The organism is Mesorhizobium sp. WSM4847, assembly GCF_055811335.1.
Genome location: NZ_JBVVPY010000001.1, coordinates 47,410 through 64,449, shown reverse-complemented (window position 1 = coordinate 64,449; position 17,040 = coordinate 47,410). Strand labels below are relative to the sequence as shown.

The following is a 17,040-nucleotide window of genomic DNA, read 5'->3' as shown; positions in this document are numbered from 1 at the left end:
GTGGCTGACGACGCCAAGCAGGCGAGTGCCGCTGTCGAGTTGCTGGCAAGTGCTGAAATCGTGGCTGTAAGCTTACAGTCCCTTTGTGAATTCACGTGGGTCTTGGCGCGCCAATACAAGACTGCCTGTGAAGACATTTCCGCCGCGATCCGTGCCCTGCTGAACACGGAAAATGTCGTGGTCAATCGACCCGCAGTTGAAGCTGGCCTATCGGTTCCTGCTGCTGGCGGTGATTTTGCTGATGGTGTGATTGCCTATGATGGTAGCTGGCTAGGCGGGGAAGTCTTCGTTTCCTTTGACAAAAAGGCTGTGAAGCTTCTTTCTTCACAAGGGCGTTCCGCCCACCTCCTCAAGGCGAGCGCCTGATAAAAATGTCTCATACCAGATAGCAGCCGCGCTCGATGGCGAGGCGGCGCACCAGCGCCAGCACGCTGTCGATGGTCGGCGTCGGCTGGCCGGTCAGCCGGCCGAGTTCCTGGACCGCCGTCACCAGCGCGTCGATCTCCATCGGCCGGCCACGCTCCAGATCTTGCAGCATCGAGGTCTTGTGCTCGCCAACGTCGCCGGCACCCTTGATGCGGCGGTCGACCGAGATCGGGAAACGAACGCCGAAGCTTTCGCCGATCGCCTGCGCCTCCAGCATCATGGTGCGGGCAAGCGCGCGGGTGGCCTCGTCGGCAGCGATTGCCGCAAGCGTGCTGCCGGTCAGCGCGGAAATCGGGTTGAAGGAGAGATTGCCCCACAGCTTCACCCAGATCTCGCTGCGGATGTCGTCGCGAACCGGCGTCTGCAGCCCCGCCGCAACCATCTCCTCGGCAAGCCGCGTGACACGCTCGCTCTTCTCGCCCGAGGGCTCGCCGAGCGAGAACCGCTTTCCCTCGATATGGCGAACCAGGCCGGGCGCATCCACCTCGGCCGCGGGATAGACGACCGAGCCGATGACGCGATCCGGCCCAAGCCGGTCCCAGATCACCCCGCCGGGATCCACCGCTTGCAACCGCGTGCCTTCGAGCGGCCCGCCGATCCTGTGGAAATACCACCACGGCACGCCATTCTGCATGGTGACGACGGCCGTTCCCTCGCCCAGCAGCGGCGCGATCTGGTCGAGCGCTGGTGCGACCGAATGGGCCTTGAGCGCCAGCACGACATAGTCCTGGACGCCTAGCTCCTGCGCCTGCGCGGCGGCCCTGACCGAGGCGACGGCTTCATGACCGTCTTCGATCAGGCGAAGACCGGCCGTCCTGATCGCGTCGAGATGCGCGCCGCGCGCCACGATCGACAGATCGACGCGGCCGGCCATGGCAAGCTTGGCCGCGAGATAGCCGCCGATCGCGCCAGCGCCAAAAATGCTGATCCGCATTATCCCAGCCCAGGTTTGGCAAGACCGAGTTTGGTCGCGAGGCCGATGCGCTGCAGCTTTCCGGTCGCGCCCTTCGGGATTTCGTCCAGGATCAGGACAATGCGCGGCACCTTGAAGTCGGCAAGCCGTGTCGCGGCAAAACTGCGGATGTCGCCTTCTGTGGCGGCCATGCCCTCGCGCAGCACGATCGCAGCCGCGACCTCCTCGCCGAGCTTGTCGTGCGGCGTGGCGAAGGTGACGACCTGCGCCACCGCCGGATGGTCCATCAGCACGTCGTCGACCTCGAGCGGCGAGATCTTCTCGCCGCCGCGGTTGATGATCTCCTTGAGCCGGCCGGTGACGCGCAGATAGAAGTCTTCATCGAGCACGCCCTGGTCTCCGGTATGAAACCAGCCATGCGCAAAAGCCGTGGCATTGGCGTCCGGATTGTTCTCGTAGCCCGCGGTGACATTAGGCCCGCGAATGACGATCTCGCCGGTGTCACCGGGCTGCAGCAATCGCCCGTCCGGCGCCATCACCGCCACCTCCGGTCCGGCGGCGGCGCCGACGCTGCCCGGCTTGCGCAAGCCAGGCGGCAGCCGGTTCGAAGCCATCTGGTGCGCGGCCTCGGTCATGCCGTAGGATTCGATCACCGGGCAGCCGAAGGTCGCCTCAAGCTCGGCCATCACTTGCGGCGGCAGCGATGCCGAGGACGAGCGGATGAAGCGTAAGGGCGCCACCGCCAATGCCTCGGCATTGCGCGTTGCGCGCGGCAGTATCGCCTGATGCATGGTCGGCACGGCCGTGTACCAGCTCGGCCGCGCCTCGCCCAGCCAATGGAAGAAGCGCAGCGCGTTGAAACCCGGCGTGCAGAAGACGCTGCCGCCGGCGGCGAGCGAGGACAGCACCGCCGCGATCAGCCCATGAATGTGGAACAGCGGCATGATGTTGAGGCAGCGATCACCGGCCGTCAGGCCGAGCGTCGCGCCGATATGGGCGGCCGAGGCGGCGAGATTGGCGTGGCTGAGCGGCACCAGCTTGGGCCGTGACGTGGTGCCGGACGTGTGCAGCAACAGCGCGATGTCGCCGTCTTCAGCCAGGTCGGGCGAAACAGACGGACCAACCGGTTTGCCCTTGATCTCAAAAGTGCCGGCTGGTGCGTCACGCAGTGCCGTGAGCCTGAGCACCGCTATGCCGAGGCGCTCGGCCACGGTCACCGCCGGGCCGCTTTCGTCTTCGGCGACGAGGATCGCCTTGGCGCCGATGTCGGTCAGATAGAAATCGAGCTCGTCGGCCCGGTAGGCCGGATTGAGCGGCGCCGTCGACGCCGCCGCCGCCACTGCGACAAAGGCCGTCGCCATCTCCGGCCCGTTCGGCAGCACGATGGCCACCCGGTCGCCACGGCCGAGGCCCAGTGCATGCAATTGCGCTGCCGTCTCGGAGATCAGGCGGCGCAGTCCGCCATGCGCGAGCGTGATCCTGTCGGGTGCCGAAATCGCCGGCGCATCGTCGGCTCCGGCGGCAAGCCGCTCAATGATCGAGGCCGCTTCAGACAACGCGAACCTCTAGGTCGCCGACGCCATCGATATGACCGCGAAGAACATCACCGCGCACGACCGCGCCGACGCCCGCCGGCGTGCCGGAAAGAATGATGTCCCCCGGCATCAGCGTGAAAAGCCCTGAGAGATAGCTGATCATTTCCGGAACCTTCCAAATCATCTGGTTGAGGTCGCCGGTCTGCTTTCGCTGACCATTGACGTCCAGCCAGATCGCGCCCTGGCTGGGATGGCCGGTCGAGCTTGCCGGAACCAATGGCGTGCATGGCGCCGATGCCTCGAAGGCCTTGCCGACCTCCCATGGACGGCCCATGTCCTTCGCCTTCCCTTGCAGGTCGCGCCGCGTCATATCGAGACCTACGCCATAACCGAACACGCAGTCCATAGCCTTTTCGACCGGGATGTCGGTACCGCCGCTCTTCAGCGCCACGACCATTTCGATCTCGTGATGAACATCGTTAGAGGCCGGAGGGTACGGAAATTCTCCTGTCGTATCGAGGTTGTCGGGGTTCTTCTGGAAGAAGAATGGCGGCTCCTTGTCGGGGTCGTGTCCCATCTCGACGGCATGCGCGGCATAGTTCCGCCCGACGCAATAGACCCGGTGCACCGGAAACAACTTGTCGGTTCCCGCCACCGGGATGCTCGGGATTGCGGTCGGTTCGATGACGTAGCTTGAAGTCGTGCCGTGCATGTTCACTGTCTTGCTCCTGCGTAGTATTCGACTTTGGCTTCGGCCCGTTCGATCAGTTCGGCGATCAGCAGGGCGAAGGCAAAAAGGATGATGGTCAAGGCCCAGAATTCGGCCATGCGGAAATTTCGCGAGAAGGTTTCGAACAGCGCACCGTAGCCGACGATGGCGACGAGCAACTGGCCGATGACGACGCCCTTGACGCCGCGGATGAGGCCGAGGCGAATGCCGGCAAGGATTTCCGGGAGGGCCGCCCACAGGATGATCTTGCTATAGAGCGCCGGGCGCGAGGCGCCGTAGGAACGCGCCATCTCGATCAGCGACGGCGAGATATGACGGACCCCGGCGCGGGTGTCGAGAACGATGATCCAGATCGCAAACAGGAACACCGCCGCAACGATCGTCTTCTCGCCGAAGCCGAACAGGATCATCAGCACCGGGACGATCGCCGAGAGCGGTGCGCTTGAAAAGATGTTGACCCACATGCCGAGCAGGTCGTCGGCGATCTTGACGCGTCCCATCAGGACACCCAATGGCACGCCGACAACGATCGACAGGGCCATGCCCGTCGCGAAGGCGCGAAGGGTCGTGACTGTCGCGCTCTGCCAGGACGGCGTCTGCACCAGGCTGACCGCTGCAACCAGCACGTCGCTAAACGGCGGCAGCAGAAAGACAAGGTCGAGCCGGCCGACGATTTCCCATACGACGCACCAGACCAGCAGGGACGCCATCATTGGCACACGGTAGCCAAACAAGGTCACGGCCGCTCACTCCACATACTGCTTCAGCCCCTGCCAGATCTCCTCGACAGTATCGAGATAGTGCCTGTCGCGATGGATGCGCTCGGGGTCGCCGGAGCGATCGATTTCCGGTTCGATGATCTGCGAAACCCGGCCGGGTCTCGGCGACAGCAAGACGATGCGGTCGGAGATGTAGACCGCTTCCTCGATCGAGTGCGTCACGAAGATGAAGGTCTTGTTCTGGTTGGTGCGCAGCCGGATTAGGTCTTCCTGGAATTTCCGCCGGTTCTGCTCGTCGACCGCCGAAAACGGTTCATCGAGCAGCAGGACGTCGGCATCGACCGACAATGCGCGCGCCAGGCCGACGCGCTGGCGCATGCCGCCCGACAGCTGATGCGGATATTTGTCCTCGAATCCGGCGAGCCCCACCTCGGCGATGTAGCGTCGGGCGATCGCTTCGCGCTCGGCCTTGTTGGTGCCGCGCAATTCAAGTCCGAAGGCCACATTGCGCATCACGGTCGCCCACGGCATCAGCGCAAAATCCTGGAACACGAAAGCGCGTTCGGGGCCGGGTGCGGTGACGTGCTTGCCGTTGATCGCGACGGTGCCGCCATCGGCCCGTATCAGCCCCGCTATGATCTTCAGCAGCGTCGTCTTTCCGCAGCCGCTGGGTCCGAGAAGGCTGGTCAGCTTGCCCCTGGGAAAGTCGAGGTCGATGCCGCGCAGCGCCTCGACATTGCCGTAGGTCTTAGAGATTCCCCTCACTTCCACGATTGAATCGATCGGTGCGGGAACCGGCGACGGTCCATTTCGCAATGCGGTCGCGCCCATCTTAAGCACCTCTGCTCTCGGGCCTGAAAACGCGGACTTCCACCCACTGCAGAAAGACGAGCGTCAGGGTGGAAAGCGCAATGATCGAGGCGATTGTTGCGTACATCTCGGCGTAGTCTGCGCGCGAGCGGTGAAAGGTGATGAGGTCGCCGATGCCGGTCGGGGTAATCAGCAGTTCGGCGAGCACCACGCCGACGAAGCCGGCAGCGACTCCAAGGCGCAAGCCGGCAAAAATCACCGGGCTTGCGTCCGGAAGGATGATCTTGGCGACGGTCTGCCAGCGGGTGCCGAGGAACGATCGGCACATGACGAGCAGCGACTCGTTGACGTTGCGCACGGCCTTGTAGGTATTGAGCACGATGACCGGCAGCGCCAGGATCATGACGGCGAGCGTCTTGGCGGTCATGCCTATTCCGTAGACAAAGGTGACCATCGGAATGAAGGCGGCGACCGGTGCTGCCTGAAGCACGATGAACACAGGGATCACCAGCCATTCGCCGGTGCGCCACAGGCCACAGATCGTGCCGAGGCCGACACCCAGGAACGCCGACAGGACAACGCCAAGCACCAGCGGCTGCAGCGTCGAAAGGTAGGCGGTCGCCAGGCTGCCGTCGGCGAGCAGTCCGAAGAACGCGACGACCGTGTCGGAAAAGGTCGGGAAAGCGAAGCTGACGGGAATACGCCCGGCCACCTCCCAGATTCCCGCGAACAGGGCGATCGACACCAGCCTGAGCAGGACCGGCTGGTCCCACGATGCGCCCGTTGCGCTGCGATTGGAAAGAGGAGCGAGGCCGGCAGCCTCGCCGTCGGTTCTGATGCTTACGGCCATCCGCTTGGGCGCCTATTTCTTGCCGAGCTTTGCGACGGCGCGGTCGATTGCGGAGACGTCCCAAAAGTCCTCGACCTTGAGGCTGGCGGGATCGCCTTCGATCTGGCCGGCAAGGCTGAAGAAGGCAAAGTCGTCCTTGGCCGCATCGGCTCCGCCGCCGTTCAGCGCAAGGCTGCCGGCCTCCGCGGTTTCCTTGTAGTATTCGGTGATTTCGCTGTCGGCTTCAGCGCCGAGATCCGGCAGCAGTTTATATTTGTTGCGAAGCTCGACGGCGACCGCGGGGTTCGCGGTGATCTCGCGCGCGGTCTTCATCAGTTCCTCGACCAGGATGTCGACGTCGGCGGCGTTGTTCTTCAGATAGTCCGCGGTCGCGAAAAGCGCTTCGTCAGAGGCGCCGAGATCCTCGACCGGCAGAACGATGAACTTGCCGGGGGCTTCGGCCTCGAGCGCACGCCGGTTGGCGGCATCGACGATCGACGCCTTGATGGTCCCTTGGAGCAGCGCATTGCGGCGAACCTCGGAACCCGGGACATAGCTGATGTTGCCGAGCTTGATGCCGTGGTTTTTCGCCATCAGCAGCATGACCGCCTCGGTGCCGGAGCCGCGCGCCTGGACGGCGACCTCCTGCCCGTCGAGATCCTTCCATTCCTTGTAGAATTCGCTGTTGACGACGGGAAAGAAGCGCAGCGTCGATATCTGCGCGAAAATGCGGATCGGCACGCCCACCTTCTGGATCAAGGTATAGGGCGCGCCGATGCCGACATCGGCCTGGCCGCCGACAATGGCTTGGGCAGCCAGATCCTCGTCATTGAGAACAATGAGCTCGACATTCACGCCGCGTTCCTTGGCGCGCTCTATCGCGGCGAGCGTCTGGATGGATTCGATGCCCGGAAGGTCGCCGAATGCGATGCGCATGTCGCCCGCATTTGCGGCCGACAAGGGCGCTGCACATGCCAGGACCGCGGCGAAAGCGGTGGCAAGGATGGTACGTCTGGACACGCCGGCCATTGTCATTCCTCCCGTTTTTTGTAACCATTTCCTTGATTGGTTAAGACTATGGGACGGATTGGTCAAGGAGAAACTGCACCCTATCGAACGGGTGTGCCCAGAAAACTCGGCAGTTGACGGTTTGAGCTAATCGTTTTAACACCGACAAGGGAAATCATATGCGGATTGGTTAAATTGATGGACGATCCCGGTAATGGCGGCCACGCCGCCCTGGTTCAGCTGCAGGCCTATCTTGCCCAGATGGATCATGCCGGTGAGACGCGGCTGCCTGCCGAGCGGGAACTGTCGGAGAGCCTCGGCGTATCGCGCGGCGATCTGCGCAAGGCGCTGGCGGTTCTCGAGAAGGACGGCCGCATCTGGCGTCACGTCGGCAGGGGCACCTTCGTCGGCAGCGGGCCGGTCGAGGAGACGATCGGCATTTCGGAAATCGCCGGGCGCACCAATCCGGCCGATGTGATGCGCGCACGGCTCATCCTCGAGCCGGAGATTGCGCGCGAAGCGGCGCTGCACGCCACGCTTTCGGATATCGCCGCGATGCGGCAATCGCTGGTGCAGACGCGGGAAGCCGTCACATGGCGGCAATATGAGAATGTCGACAATCTGCTCCACCGGCAGATTGCGCAGGCGAGCCGCAACAATGTTCTGCTCGGCCTGTTCGACGTGCTGAACGCCGTGCGCCGCACCGTGGTCTGGGGACGTCTCCGTTCAGAAGGCGTCCGCCCTCCGGCAGACCATCACAGCTTCGCCGACCATGAACGGATCGTCGAGGCGATCGCCGAGCGTGACCTCGGCGGTGCGGCGGCAGCGATGCGCCTGCATCTCCAGCAGGTCGAGCGGCGCCTGATCCCTGTCCGCGAAGCCGCCGAATAGCTCAGATGACCCGCTACAGCGACCTTCTTGGATGCGCGGCGCTGTTCGGGTTAAGCCCTAAGCGCCGTAGCCGATGATGCCCTTGATCTCGAGGAAATCGTGGATCGCCCAATCGGCATATTCGCGGCCGTTGCCGGATTGCTTGTAGCCGCCGAACGGCGCGAAGGTGTCCCACTCCGGATAGTTGATCGAGACCTGTCCGGCGCGCAGGCGGCCGGCGACTTTGCGCGCGTGGTCGATATCCCCTGACTGCACGTAGGCGGCGAGGCCATAGACAGTGTCGTTGGCGATTTTCACCGCGTCATCGTCGTCATCATAGGAGATGACCGAAAGCACCGGCCCAAAAATTTCTTGCCGCTCGATGGTCATGCCCGGCGTGACGTGGCCGAAGACGGTCGGCCGCACGTAATAACCGCGATTAAGATGCTCCGGCCGGCCGGGACCGCCGGCGACGAGCGTTGCACCCTCGGCGATGCCGGCCTCGATCAGCCGCTGGATCTTGTCGAACTGGATGTTGCTGACCACCGGCCCGAGCCTGGTGTCTTCCGAGCGCGGATCGCCGACCTTGTGCGCCTCGGCCGCCTTCTTGGCGATCGCCAGCGCCTCATCGTGGCGGGCGGCCGGCACCAGCATGCGCGTCGGCGCATCGCAGGACTGGCCGCTGTTGCCGAAACACGCGTTGACGCCCTTGCGCACGGCCTTCTCGAAGTCGGCATCAGCAAGCACGATGTTGGGCGATTTGCCGCCGAGTTCCTGCGCTACGCGCTTGACCGTCTCGGCAGCCGTCTTGGCGACGATGATGCCGGCCCGGGTCGAGCCGGTGAAGGAAACCATGTCGACATCGGGATGTCCGGCCATGACCTGTCCGACATCCGGACCGGTGCCGTTGACCATGTTGTAGACCCCCTTCGGCGTGCCGGCCGCTTCCATCACTTCCGAAAAGACGATGCCGCTGATCGGCGCGATCTCGGAAGGCTTCAGCACGACCGTGCAGCCGGCGGCGATCGCCGGCGCCACCTTGCAGACGATCTGGTTAAGCGGCCAGTTCCACGGTGTGATCAGCGCGCAGACGCCGATCGGCTCCTTGACCACCATGGTGGCGCCGCGCTTCTCGCTGAATTCGTAATCCTCCAGCGCCTTGATGGTGGACTCCATATGAGCCCTGCCCGCCCATGCCTGCGCCTCGCGCGCCCAGGTGATCGGCGCGCCCATCTCCTGGCTGACAGCCTGGGCGATGTCCTCGTAGCGCTCGTTGTAGACTTCGAGGATGCGCTTCAGCAGCTTCAGGCGCTCGGCCTTGCTGGTCTGCGAAAAGGCCGGAAAGGCCCCCTTCGCCGCCGCCACGGCGCGATCCACATCGGCCTTCGAGCCGACGGAGATTTTGGTGTAGGCCTCTTCGGTGGACGGATCGATCACATCCAGCGTCGCCGGCACCACCGGCGCGACCCATTTTCCGTCGATAAAGAAATTCAGGTGATTGCTCATGGGTAGTGCCTCCGGTTTTCTGGAAGGATAGGGTTAGATGGGCAGCATAGGGCAGTTAGCGCCGCGGCGCAGGCTGATATGCGCCACGTCGCCGACGCTGAATTGAAAACCTTCCGCCCGGCGTGGCGCATCGATCACCACTGGTATCCCCTGCCCCAATTCGGCGTGCAGGCGCAAGGTGCGGCCGTGAAAGACGATGCTGCTCACCCGCACCGGCGCGGTGCCGGTCGCTGCTTCGGTCGCCGCCAAAAGATCCTCCGGACGCACTCCGATGGTTCGCACCGCGCCTTCTCCCGGCACTTCGCCGGTTTCCGACGTGGCTTCGAGCGGCAGGGCGCCGGCGGCGAAACGCAACCGATCGCCGTCACGGCCGACAAAGCGCGACTGCAGCAGGTTCATCGTGCCGATGAAACTGGCGACGAATTTGGTGGCGGGCCGGTCGTAGAGCGTGGCCGGCGGCGCAATCTGCTCGATGCGGCCCTTGTTCATGACGACGATACGGTCGGAGATCGACAGCGCCTCGGTCTGGTCGTGGGTGACCATAACGAAAGTGGTGCCGAGCCGCGACTGCAGCCGCTTCAATTCGACCTGCATCTGTTCGCGCAGATGCGCATCGAGCGCCGACAGCGGCTCGTCGAGCAGCAGCACACGTGGTTCGCAGACAATCGCACGGGCAAGCGCGACGCGCTGACGCTGGCCGCCAGACAATTCGGACACGCGGGCGCCGAGCTTCTCGGCAAGGCCAACCATGTCGAGCGCTTCGCCGACGCGCTTTGCCTGTTCTGCCCCGGAAAGCTTGCGCAGCGACAGGCCGAAGCCGACGTTTTCGGCGACGTCCATGTGCGGAAACAGCGCATAGTCCTGGAACACGGTGTTGACGGGACGGTCGAACGGCCGCAGCGAAGTAATGTCACGGCTGTCGAGCAGCACCCGTCCGCTCGACGGGCTTTCGAATCCTGCGATCACCCGCAGGCTAGTGGTCTTGCCGCAGCCAGATGGGCCGAGCAAGGTCAGGAACTCGCCGCGGGCAATGTTGAGATCGACGGCGTCGAGTCCGACAATGCCGCCGGGGAAAATCTTCGACACCGCCTCCAGCCGGACGAGAGGATCAGGCGCCATCGCGAACCTCGGACGGCTTGGTCGTGTTGACCCAGAGGATCTGGCAGCGCTCGGCGCCCGGATTGCGGAAGGCATGCAGCAAGGTGCTCTTGAAGGCGAAGCTGTCGCCGGTCTTCAGCCCGTAGGTGGTTGAATCGATCACGAGTTCGACCTCGCCCGACAGGACGAAACCGAATTCGTGGCCGGGATGGGCGTAGGCTTCGACGGTGCCGCCACCGGCTTCTACCGTCACCAGCATGCCGGTGAGCGTAGCGGCCGGCGGCGACAGCAGCGCCTTGGCGATGCCTTCCGACTTCACCGGGATCTGGCGCCGACTGTTGGCGCGCACGCAATAGAGATCGCTGACGGCATCGTTGCCGTCAGCAATCAGCGCCGACGGCTCGATGTCGAGAGCGGCGGCGAGCGGCCAGATCACCTTGACGCGAAGCGAGGACAAGCCGCGCTCGATCTGGCTGAGCGCACCGATCGAAACGCCGGCCTTGGCGGCAAGCTCGGCCAGCGAAAGACTGCGTTCCAGCCTGAGCGCCCGCACGCGCCGGCCGACCCGCACATCGGCGTCGTCTTTCGGCTTTTCAGCCGCTTGGTCCAGTATATCCATGCATACTTCCTCGTTCGCCAGCACTTTCCCTTCTCCCCCTGTGGGAGAAGGTGGCCGAGCCCACGGGTCTTGCCTCTGGCAAGCCCGAGGGCAGGCTCCGCTCGGACGGATGAGGGGTGTTCCAGCTTGGCAAACCCCGCATTCTGTCCAGCACCCCTCTACCGTCTCGACGCTACGCGCCGATCCACCTTCTCCCACAAGGGGAGAAGGAAGAGCGAACTCAGCCGCCTGCCTTGACCTTCTCGAACATCTTGGCGAGTTCGTCATTCTGTTTCATCGGCCCGGTGAAGACGGTAGTCTTCAGCATCACTTCCGGATCGGACGGCAGTTGCAGCTTTTCCAGTTCCTCCTTCGGCACCGCGGCGAAGGCCGAGCTGTTTGAACTGCCGTAACCATAGGTCTGAATCAGGTATTTTCCCGAATCCGTCTCCAGCCGGCTGTTGATGAAATCATAGGCGAGGTCGACATTCTTGGCGTCCTTGAGCATGACGAAGCCGCACGACCAGGTCAGCATGCCTTCCCTAGGCTTCATGAACTCGACCGGCACGCCCTGCTTCTTCAGCGAGGTGGCCGACGCGTTCCAGGTCATGGCGGCGACCAACTGGCCACTCGCCAGCGCCTGTTCGACCGAGGTCATGTCGGTGGTGTAGTTGGAGAGCAGCGGGCGCTGCTCGCGCAGTTTTTCAGCCACCTTTTCCATCTGTTCCGGCGTCATGTCGAACGGATTGACACCGGCGAGAAGCGCCGCCACCACCGGCGTGTCGTGGACGGCATCGATCGTCGCCATGCGCCCGGCATATTGCTTGTCCCACAAAAGGTTCCAGCTCGGCTCCGGGTTCTTCACCAGATCGGTGCGGTAAAGGATCGAGGTGTTGCCCCAGTCCCACGGCACCATCCAGACTTTGCCGTCGCCGGCCTGCAGGTCGGGCAGGTTCTTGAAAACCGGAAAGATCGAATCCCAGTTCTTGATGCGCTTGGTGTCGATTGGCTGCAGCAGGCCTTCCCTGTTCCAGCGCGCCACCTTGTCGTAGCAGGGATGCGCGACGTCAGGACGGAAACCGGCCTTGACCTTGGTGAAGGCGTCATCGTCGTCGCCGAACATCGAGGCCTCGACGCCATCGGGGTGTGCGGCGAGGAAGCTCTTGTTGAAGTCGGGAAGTTCGTAGCCCGACCAGGTGAAATATTGCAGCTTGTCGGCCGCAAGCGCGACGGTCGACGAAAGCGCCAGCGCGAAGGCTGCCAATCCGGCTTGGACTGTCTTGCGATTTATCGATTTCAGGTCGAATGCCATTGCAGTTCTCCTCTTTCGGTTTCTTCTGGTTTGGGCAGGTTGGCGGGCACTGGCCGCTGAGCGGCGGCGAGCCCGCGATGGCGCAGGATTTCGGCAATTGCCGCGATGACGAAGGACACGGCCAGGATGGCCGTGCCCAGTGCCATGACGGTCGGCAGCGATTTCGGGAAACGCAGCTGGCTCCAGATATAAAGCGGCAAGGTCGGTTCGGTGCCGGCGAGGAAGAAGGCGACGATGAACTCGTCGAAGGAGATCAGGAAGGCCAGCATGAACGCTGATACAATGGCGGGCAGGCTGAGCGGCAGCATGACCCGCCTGAATGTCGTCCAGTCGGAGGCGCCGAGATCGAGTGCCACCTCGTGGATGGTCTTGGGTATAGCGGCGAAGCGGCTTTTCATGATCACCACCGTCGTCGGCAGCGCCACCAATATGTGGCCGAGCACGATGGCGGTGCGTGACGGACCGAAGCCAATGAGGTTGACCAGGATCAGCAGCGAGATGCCGACGATGACGCCGGGGATCAGTATCGGCAGCCGCGCGATAGCGCTGATCGTGAAGGCAAGCGGCGAACGGCCAAAAAGATCCATGTAGGACACGGTGATGCCGCAGAGCGTGGCACCGGTGGCGGCAATTGCACCGATGACGAGGCTGTTGGCAAGCGCGCCGGACAGCGCCGAATTGCCGGACAGCGTCGTGTACCATTCAAACGTGAAGCCTTGCAGCGGAAACGCCGCCTGGATCGAATCGTTGAAGGAAAACAGCGGGATCAGCGAGATCGGCAAATAGAGGAATACCAGATAGACAAGCACGTAGGCGCCGAGCCAGCGGCCACCTTGCGTTGCGTCTATGCGCGCGGCGCTCATGTGCGGCTGCCAAACCTGCGGTCGGCGGAACGCACGACCAGCACCACGGCAAGGATGACCAGCATGACGGCAACGGCGAGTGCTGCGCCGAACGGCCAGTCATTTGCCTTGCCGAACTGGGCCTGGATCAGCGAGCCGATCATGGTGCTGGCAGGGCCGCCGACCAGCGCCGGGGTGACATAATCGCCGACCGTCGGCACGAAGACGACGAGAGCCGCCGCCAGCACCCCCGGCATCGAATTCGGCAGCACGACGCGGCGAAAGCTGGTGAACGGTCTGGCGCCGAGATCGGAAGCAGCTTCGAGCAGCGATTTCGGGATCGTGTCCAGCGCCACATAGATAGGCAGGATGGCGAACGGCGCATAGGCGTGAGCCAGCGTGACGACGACGGCGGCCGGCGTGTTGAGAAACGCCAGTGTCGGTTCGGACCAGATGCCGCTTTCGATGAGCGCCGAGTTCAGCACGCCATTGTAGGCAAGCACGATCTTCCAGGCGAAAACGCGCAAGAGATAGCTGGTCCAGAACGGCAGCGTCACCAGAAACAGCAGCAGCCCGCGCCGCCGTCCGGCATGGAAGGCCAGGTAGTAGGCGACGGGATAGGCGGTGACGACCGTCGCCAGCGTCACCAGGCCGGCAATGGCCAGCGAGCGCAGCGTTACCGTCCAGTAGAGCGGGTCGGATGCCACGGTGATGAAATTCGCAAAAGTGAAACCGGCGCCCAGCAGCGAACCGTCATTGCCGCGAAGGGCGAGGAAAACCACGAGGCCGAGGGCAAACAGGATCAGGAAGAAGGTGACCAGCCCGCCCGGCAGCAGCATGGCCAACCGGAAACCCGTCGAGGATCGGGACTCCGGCAGCGGCTGCCTTGCAACGATGGTCGACATCGGGGTTGCCCATCGAAATTTGAAATCACTCAAGAATTTTTCAGAATCCTGAAACTGTCAAGCTGATTCCTGCATCGGCATAAAATCAGCGCTCGAATGCATCCAGCATACGATACCAGGCGATCGTCGCGGCGACGCCGACCTGCCGAAAGACGTGGAATGGGATCGGCCGGATCTGCGAGACCGGGAACGGCAATTGCCTGGCGTCGCCGCTCGCCAGATAGCCAGCAATGCGCTCGCCAAGCGCGGTCATCAGGCCGACGCCACGGCCCTGGCAGCCGACCACTGCCATCAGGCCCTGCTCGGGCTCGTGGATATGCGGGAGGTGATCCGACGTCATCGCCACCCGGCCAAACCAGCGCTTTTCGATGGCGACTCCGGATAGCGCCGGATAGAGCCGGAGCAGCGCGCGCTCGAGATGCGCCCAATCACTTTCGCTGGTCGGCAGCGCCATTCGGCCGCGCCCGCCGAGCACCAGCCGCCCGTCGGCACTCTTGCGGTAATAAACGAGGATGCGACGTGAGTCCGATACTGCTTGCCGTTCCGGTAGAATCCCGACCGCCAGATCGGACGGCAGCGGTGCTGTCGCGATCTGGAAGGAGTGCAGCGGAACGATCGTTTCGGCGAGACCAGGGAGCAGGTCGCCGGTATAGGCGTTCGTCGCCAGAATGACCGCTTTGGCCTGCAATTCGGCGCCGCCCTCCGTCGAGATGCGCCAAATGCCGGCGTTGTTGTCGAGGCGTATCACCTTCTGGTGTTCGGCGATCTTCACGCCCGCGGCCGAGGCGATCCGTGCCAGTTCCGACGTATAGGCAAGCGGATCAATCACGCCGGCGCGGCGGTCGAGCCAGCCACCGAGATAGCCCTGCGCGCCAGTCAACGCGGCGATCTCGGTCTGGCTCAGAAGCCGGACATCGGCGCCACGGTTCCGCCACTGCCGGTCCCTGTTCGCCGCCGCCTTCAGCGCCGTCTCGGTGTGCGCTGCTTGGATCCAGCCATTGCGGACGAACGGAACCGCCAGTTTCTCGTCGCGGATCAATTCGAAGACGGCGTCCGCCGTCGAGGCGGCAAAATTGACGAGGATCTCGCCGCGTTCGGAGCCAAAATGCTCCAGCAGCCATTCCGGATCATATTTCAGGCCGGGGATGACCTGACCGCCATTCAGGCCCGATGCGCCTTGGCCGATTTCGCCGGCTTCCAGCACCTGCACGGCAAGGCCGAACCGGGCTGCATGCAAGGCTGTCGACAGACCGAGAATCCCGCCACCCACAATGACGAGATCGGCACGCTGGCGGCCGGGAAAAAGCGACCGGAACGCAGGGGCCGCCGGCGGCTTCCGCCAGATCGGATCGGAAAACGCTAGGGGCAAGAGTCACCTGAATGTACTTCGTCAAATGAAAATCCTAGTGACGATTTCATGATTTTGAAAGAGCCTTTGATCTCGGCATCAGGGGGATTGAAGAGGAAGGCGTCCGCCACTGCGAAATGCAGCGCAGGGGCTCGACCGCGAGGAACGGGATAGACCTTTGTCGGGAATTTGTTGAAAGTGCCGCCGCCGCGGCCAGGCTTTTGATGAACCATCGGTCCGCAGCGACGACGCAGAACAAGACAGCAGAGGACCGCAAGCCATGACGAACGCCACCCTCCTGCCCGACGAGGGCCTCTTCATTGGCCGCGCCCGGACGAGCGAAGCATCGCATCCGCTGGTGGTCACGGTACGCGGCGGCACGGTCTTCGACATCACCTCCAGCATGGCACCAACCGTGCGCGACGTCTGCGAGATGCCCGACCCAGCAGGCTACGTCCACACCGCCGCGGGCGAACCGATCGGATCGCTCGATGCAATCGCCGCCAACAGTTTCCAGGCCGCGCGCGATCCGCAAAAACCGTACCTGCTCTCTCCGGTCGACCTGCAGGCGATCAAGGCATCGGGCGTCACCTTCGTCGTCAGTCTGCTCGAACGGGTCATCGAGGAGCAGGCGCGCGGCTCGGCCGAGAAGGCGGACGCCATTCGCGCCGACATTGCCGGGCTGATCGGCCACGATCTGTCGAAGCTCAAGCCAGGCTCGCCGGAGGCGATGGAGATCAAGGCCAAGCTGATCCAGCGCGGCGCTTGGTCGCAATATCTGGAAGTGGGCATCGGCCCCGACGCCGAAATCTTCACCAAATGCCAGCCGATGGCGTCGGTCGGCTTCGGCGCCGATGTCGGCCTGCATCCGGTCTCCACCTGGAACAATCCCGAGCCGGAGATCGCCATGATCGCCGCCGGCAGCGGCAAGATCGTCGGCGCCACGCTCGGCAACGACGTCAATCTGCGCGACGTCGAAGGGCGCTCGGCGCTGTTGCTCGGCAAGGCCAAGGACAACAACGCTTCGGCCGCGCTCGGCCCGTTCATCCGGCTGTTCGACGATAACTTTTCCATTGGTGACGTGAAGCAGGCCACCGTGCGGCTGAAGGTCGAGGGCGAGGATGGTTTCTCGCTGGAGGGCGCCAGTTCGATGGCCGAGATCAGCCGCTCGCCCGAAGAACTGGTCGCCGCCGCCATGGGCCCGCATCACCAGTACCCCGACGGGCTGGCGCTCTACCTCGGCACCATGTTCGTGCCGTCGAAGGATCGCGGCGAAAAGGGCAAGGGCTTCACGCACAAGGTCGGAGACATCGTCACCATCTCATCGGAGAAATTCGGCGCCCTGATCAACCGGGTACGGCTGTCGCCCGACTGTCCCCACTGGACCTACGGCGCCAGCCATCTCTTGCGCGACCTTGCCAGGGTCGACCTGATCTAGCTTCCGTCCCGCCTGCGCCTCGTCTTCGGCGCCGAGACCGCTTGCCGCAAAAGATATCAGCCAAACTGATGCGATCTGATGGGATGGCTGATGGCGCGTGGTCGTGCGCCGACTACCACTGGCAAATGGAGGCTTGCCATTGATCGAAAAAGC

17 protein-coding genes are annotated in these 17,040 nt (G+C 63.6%); 3 read left to right on the top strand and 14 right to left on the bottom strand.

The features are described from left to right. Positions 1 to 366: a type II toxin-antitoxin system VapC family toxin gene (locus AC0L28_RS00285; RefSeq protein ID WP_473474906.1), complete on the top strand. Its 366-nt coding sequence runs from the start codon at positions 1 to 3 to the stop codon at positions 364 to 366. A gap of 10 nt (positions 367 to 376) precedes the next feature. Here AC0L28_RS00285 and AC0L28_RS00280 read toward each other — a convergent pair whose 3' ends face one another. The 7 genes from AC0L28_RS00280 to AC0L28_RS00250 are packed head-to-tail and all read right to left on the bottom strand — an operon-like array spanning position 377 to position 6,991. Continuing rightward, complete coding sequence (locus AC0L28_RS00280; RefSeq protein WP_473474904.1) at positions 377 to 1,360, bottom strand: 2-dehydropantoate 2-reductase; 984 nt, start codon at positions 1,358 to 1,360, stop codon at positions 377 to 379. Then, positions 1,360 to 2,895 (bottom strand): acyl--CoA ligase, encoded by a 1,536-nt coding sequence (locus tag AC0L28_RS00275; RefSeq protein WP_473474902.1) that lies wholly within the window; start codon positions 2,893 to 2,895, stop codon positions 1,360 to 1,362. Before AC0L28_RS00275 ends, AC0L28_RS00280 begins: the two co-directional genes overlap by 1 nt. Then, positions 2,888 to 3,586, bottom strand: coding sequence for a fumarylacetoacetate hydrolase family protein (locus AC0L28_RS00270; RefSeq protein WP_473475373.1), 699 nt, complete (start codon positions 3,584 to 3,586; stop codon positions 2,888 to 2,890). Before AC0L28_RS00270 ends, AC0L28_RS00275 begins: the two co-directional genes overlap by 8 nt. 2 nt (positions 3,587 to 3,588) lie before the next feature. Next, positions 3,589 to 4,344, bottom strand: coding sequence for an ABC transporter permease (locus AC0L28_RS00265; RefSeq protein WP_473474900.1), 756 nt, complete (start codon positions 4,342 to 4,344; stop codon positions 3,589 to 3,591). 6 nt (positions 4,345 to 4,350) lie between these two features. Next, positions 4,351 to 5,154 carry an ABC transporter ATP-binding protein gene (locus AC0L28_RS00260; protein WP_023799434.1) on the bottom strand — a complete coding sequence of 268 codons (804 nt, stop codon included), beginning with the start codon at positions 5,152 to 5,154 and terminating at the stop codon, positions 4,351 to 4,353. Position 5,155: 1 nt separating this feature from the next. Continuing rightward, the gene (locus tag AC0L28_RS00255; RefSeq protein ID WP_023799435.1) at positions 5,156 to 5,983 is read right to left on the bottom strand and encodes an ABC transporter permease; all 828 of its coding nucleotides are present in this window, start codon (positions 5,981 to 5,983) and stop codon (positions 5,156 to 5,158) included. A gap of 12 nt (positions 5,984 to 5,995) precedes the next feature. Beyond that, positions 5,996 to 6,991 carry an ABC transporter substrate-binding protein gene (locus AC0L28_RS00250; RefSeq protein ID WP_473474898.1) on the bottom strand — a complete coding sequence of 332 codons (996 nt, stop codon included), beginning with the start codon at positions 6,989 to 6,991 and terminating at the stop codon, positions 5,996 to 5,998. A gap of 177 nt (positions 6,992 to 7,168) precedes the next feature. Here AC0L28_RS00250 and AC0L28_RS00245 point away from each other — a divergent pair, with 177 nt between their 5' ends. Continuing rightward, positions 7,169 to 7,861 carry a FadR/GntR family transcriptional regulator gene (locus AC0L28_RS00245; protein WP_128167736.1) on the top strand — a complete coding sequence of 231 codons (693 nt, stop codon included), beginning with the start codon at positions 7,169 to 7,171 and terminating at the stop codon, positions 7,859 to 7,861. A gap of 57 nt (positions 7,862 to 7,918) precedes the next feature. Here the strand turns inward: AC0L28_RS00245 and AC0L28_RS00240 are convergent, their stop codons facing one another. The 7 genes from AC0L28_RS00240 to AC0L28_RS00210 all read right to left on the bottom strand — a co-directional run bounded on the left by AC0L28_RS00240 (position 7,919) and on the right by AC0L28_RS00210 (position 15,470). Beyond that, a complete protein-coding gene (locus AC0L28_RS00240; protein WP_473474896.1) occupies positions 7,919 to 9,346 on the bottom strand; it encodes an aldehyde dehydrogenase family protein in 1,428 nt (475 codons plus the stop codon). Between the two features lie 33 nt (positions 9,347 to 9,379). After that, complete coding sequence (locus tag AC0L28_RS00235; RefSeq protein ID WP_287236933.1) at positions 9,380 to 10,465, bottom strand: ABC transporter ATP-binding protein; 1,086 nt, start codon at positions 10,463 to 10,465, stop codon at positions 9,380 to 9,382. Further along, entirely contained in the window at positions 10,455 to 11,063 is a 609-nt protein-coding gene (locus AC0L28_RS00230) for a cupin domain-containing protein (protein ID WP_023799440.1), read from the bottom strand. The genes AC0L28_RS00235 and AC0L28_RS00230 overlap by 11 nt, the downstream gene beginning before the upstream one ends. 220 nt (positions 11,064 to 11,283) lie before the next feature. Further along, positions 11,284 to 12,354, bottom strand: coding sequence for an ABC transporter substrate-binding protein (locus tag AC0L28_RS00225; RefSeq protein ID WP_023799441.1), 1,071 nt, complete (start codon positions 12,352 to 12,354; stop codon positions 11,284 to 11,286). Beyond that, positions 12,339 to 13,217, bottom strand: coding sequence for an ABC transporter permease (locus AC0L28_RS00220; RefSeq protein WP_473474893.1), 879 nt, complete (start codon positions 13,215 to 13,217; stop codon positions 12,339 to 12,341). Before AC0L28_RS00220 ends, AC0L28_RS00225 begins: the two co-directional genes overlap by 16 nt. Then, the gene (locus AC0L28_RS00215) at positions 13,214 to 14,101 is read right to left on the bottom strand and encodes an ABC transporter permease (RefSeq protein WP_128167739.1); all 888 of its coding nucleotides are present in this window, start codon (positions 14,099 to 14,101) and stop codon (positions 13,214 to 13,216) included. The genes AC0L28_RS00220 and AC0L28_RS00215 overlap by 4 nt, the downstream gene beginning before the upstream one ends. 85 nt (positions 14,102 to 14,186) lie before the next feature. After that, the gene (locus AC0L28_RS00210) at positions 14,187 to 15,470 is read right to left on the bottom strand and encodes an NAD(P)/FAD-dependent oxidoreductase (protein WP_473474891.1); all 1,284 of its coding nucleotides are present in this window, start codon (positions 15,468 to 15,470) and stop codon (positions 14,187 to 14,189) included. A gap of 259 nt (positions 15,471 to 15,729) precedes the next feature. On the opposite strand from AC0L28_RS00210, the gene AC0L28_RS00205 reads away from it, so the two are divergent. Continuing rightward, positions 15,730 to 16,887 (top strand): fumarylacetoacetate hydrolase family protein, encoded by a 1,158-nt coding sequence (locus AC0L28_RS00205; protein WP_473474889.1) that lies wholly within the window; start codon positions 15,730 to 15,732, stop codon positions 16,885 to 16,887. Positions 16,888 to 17,040 lie beyond the last annotated feature (153 nt).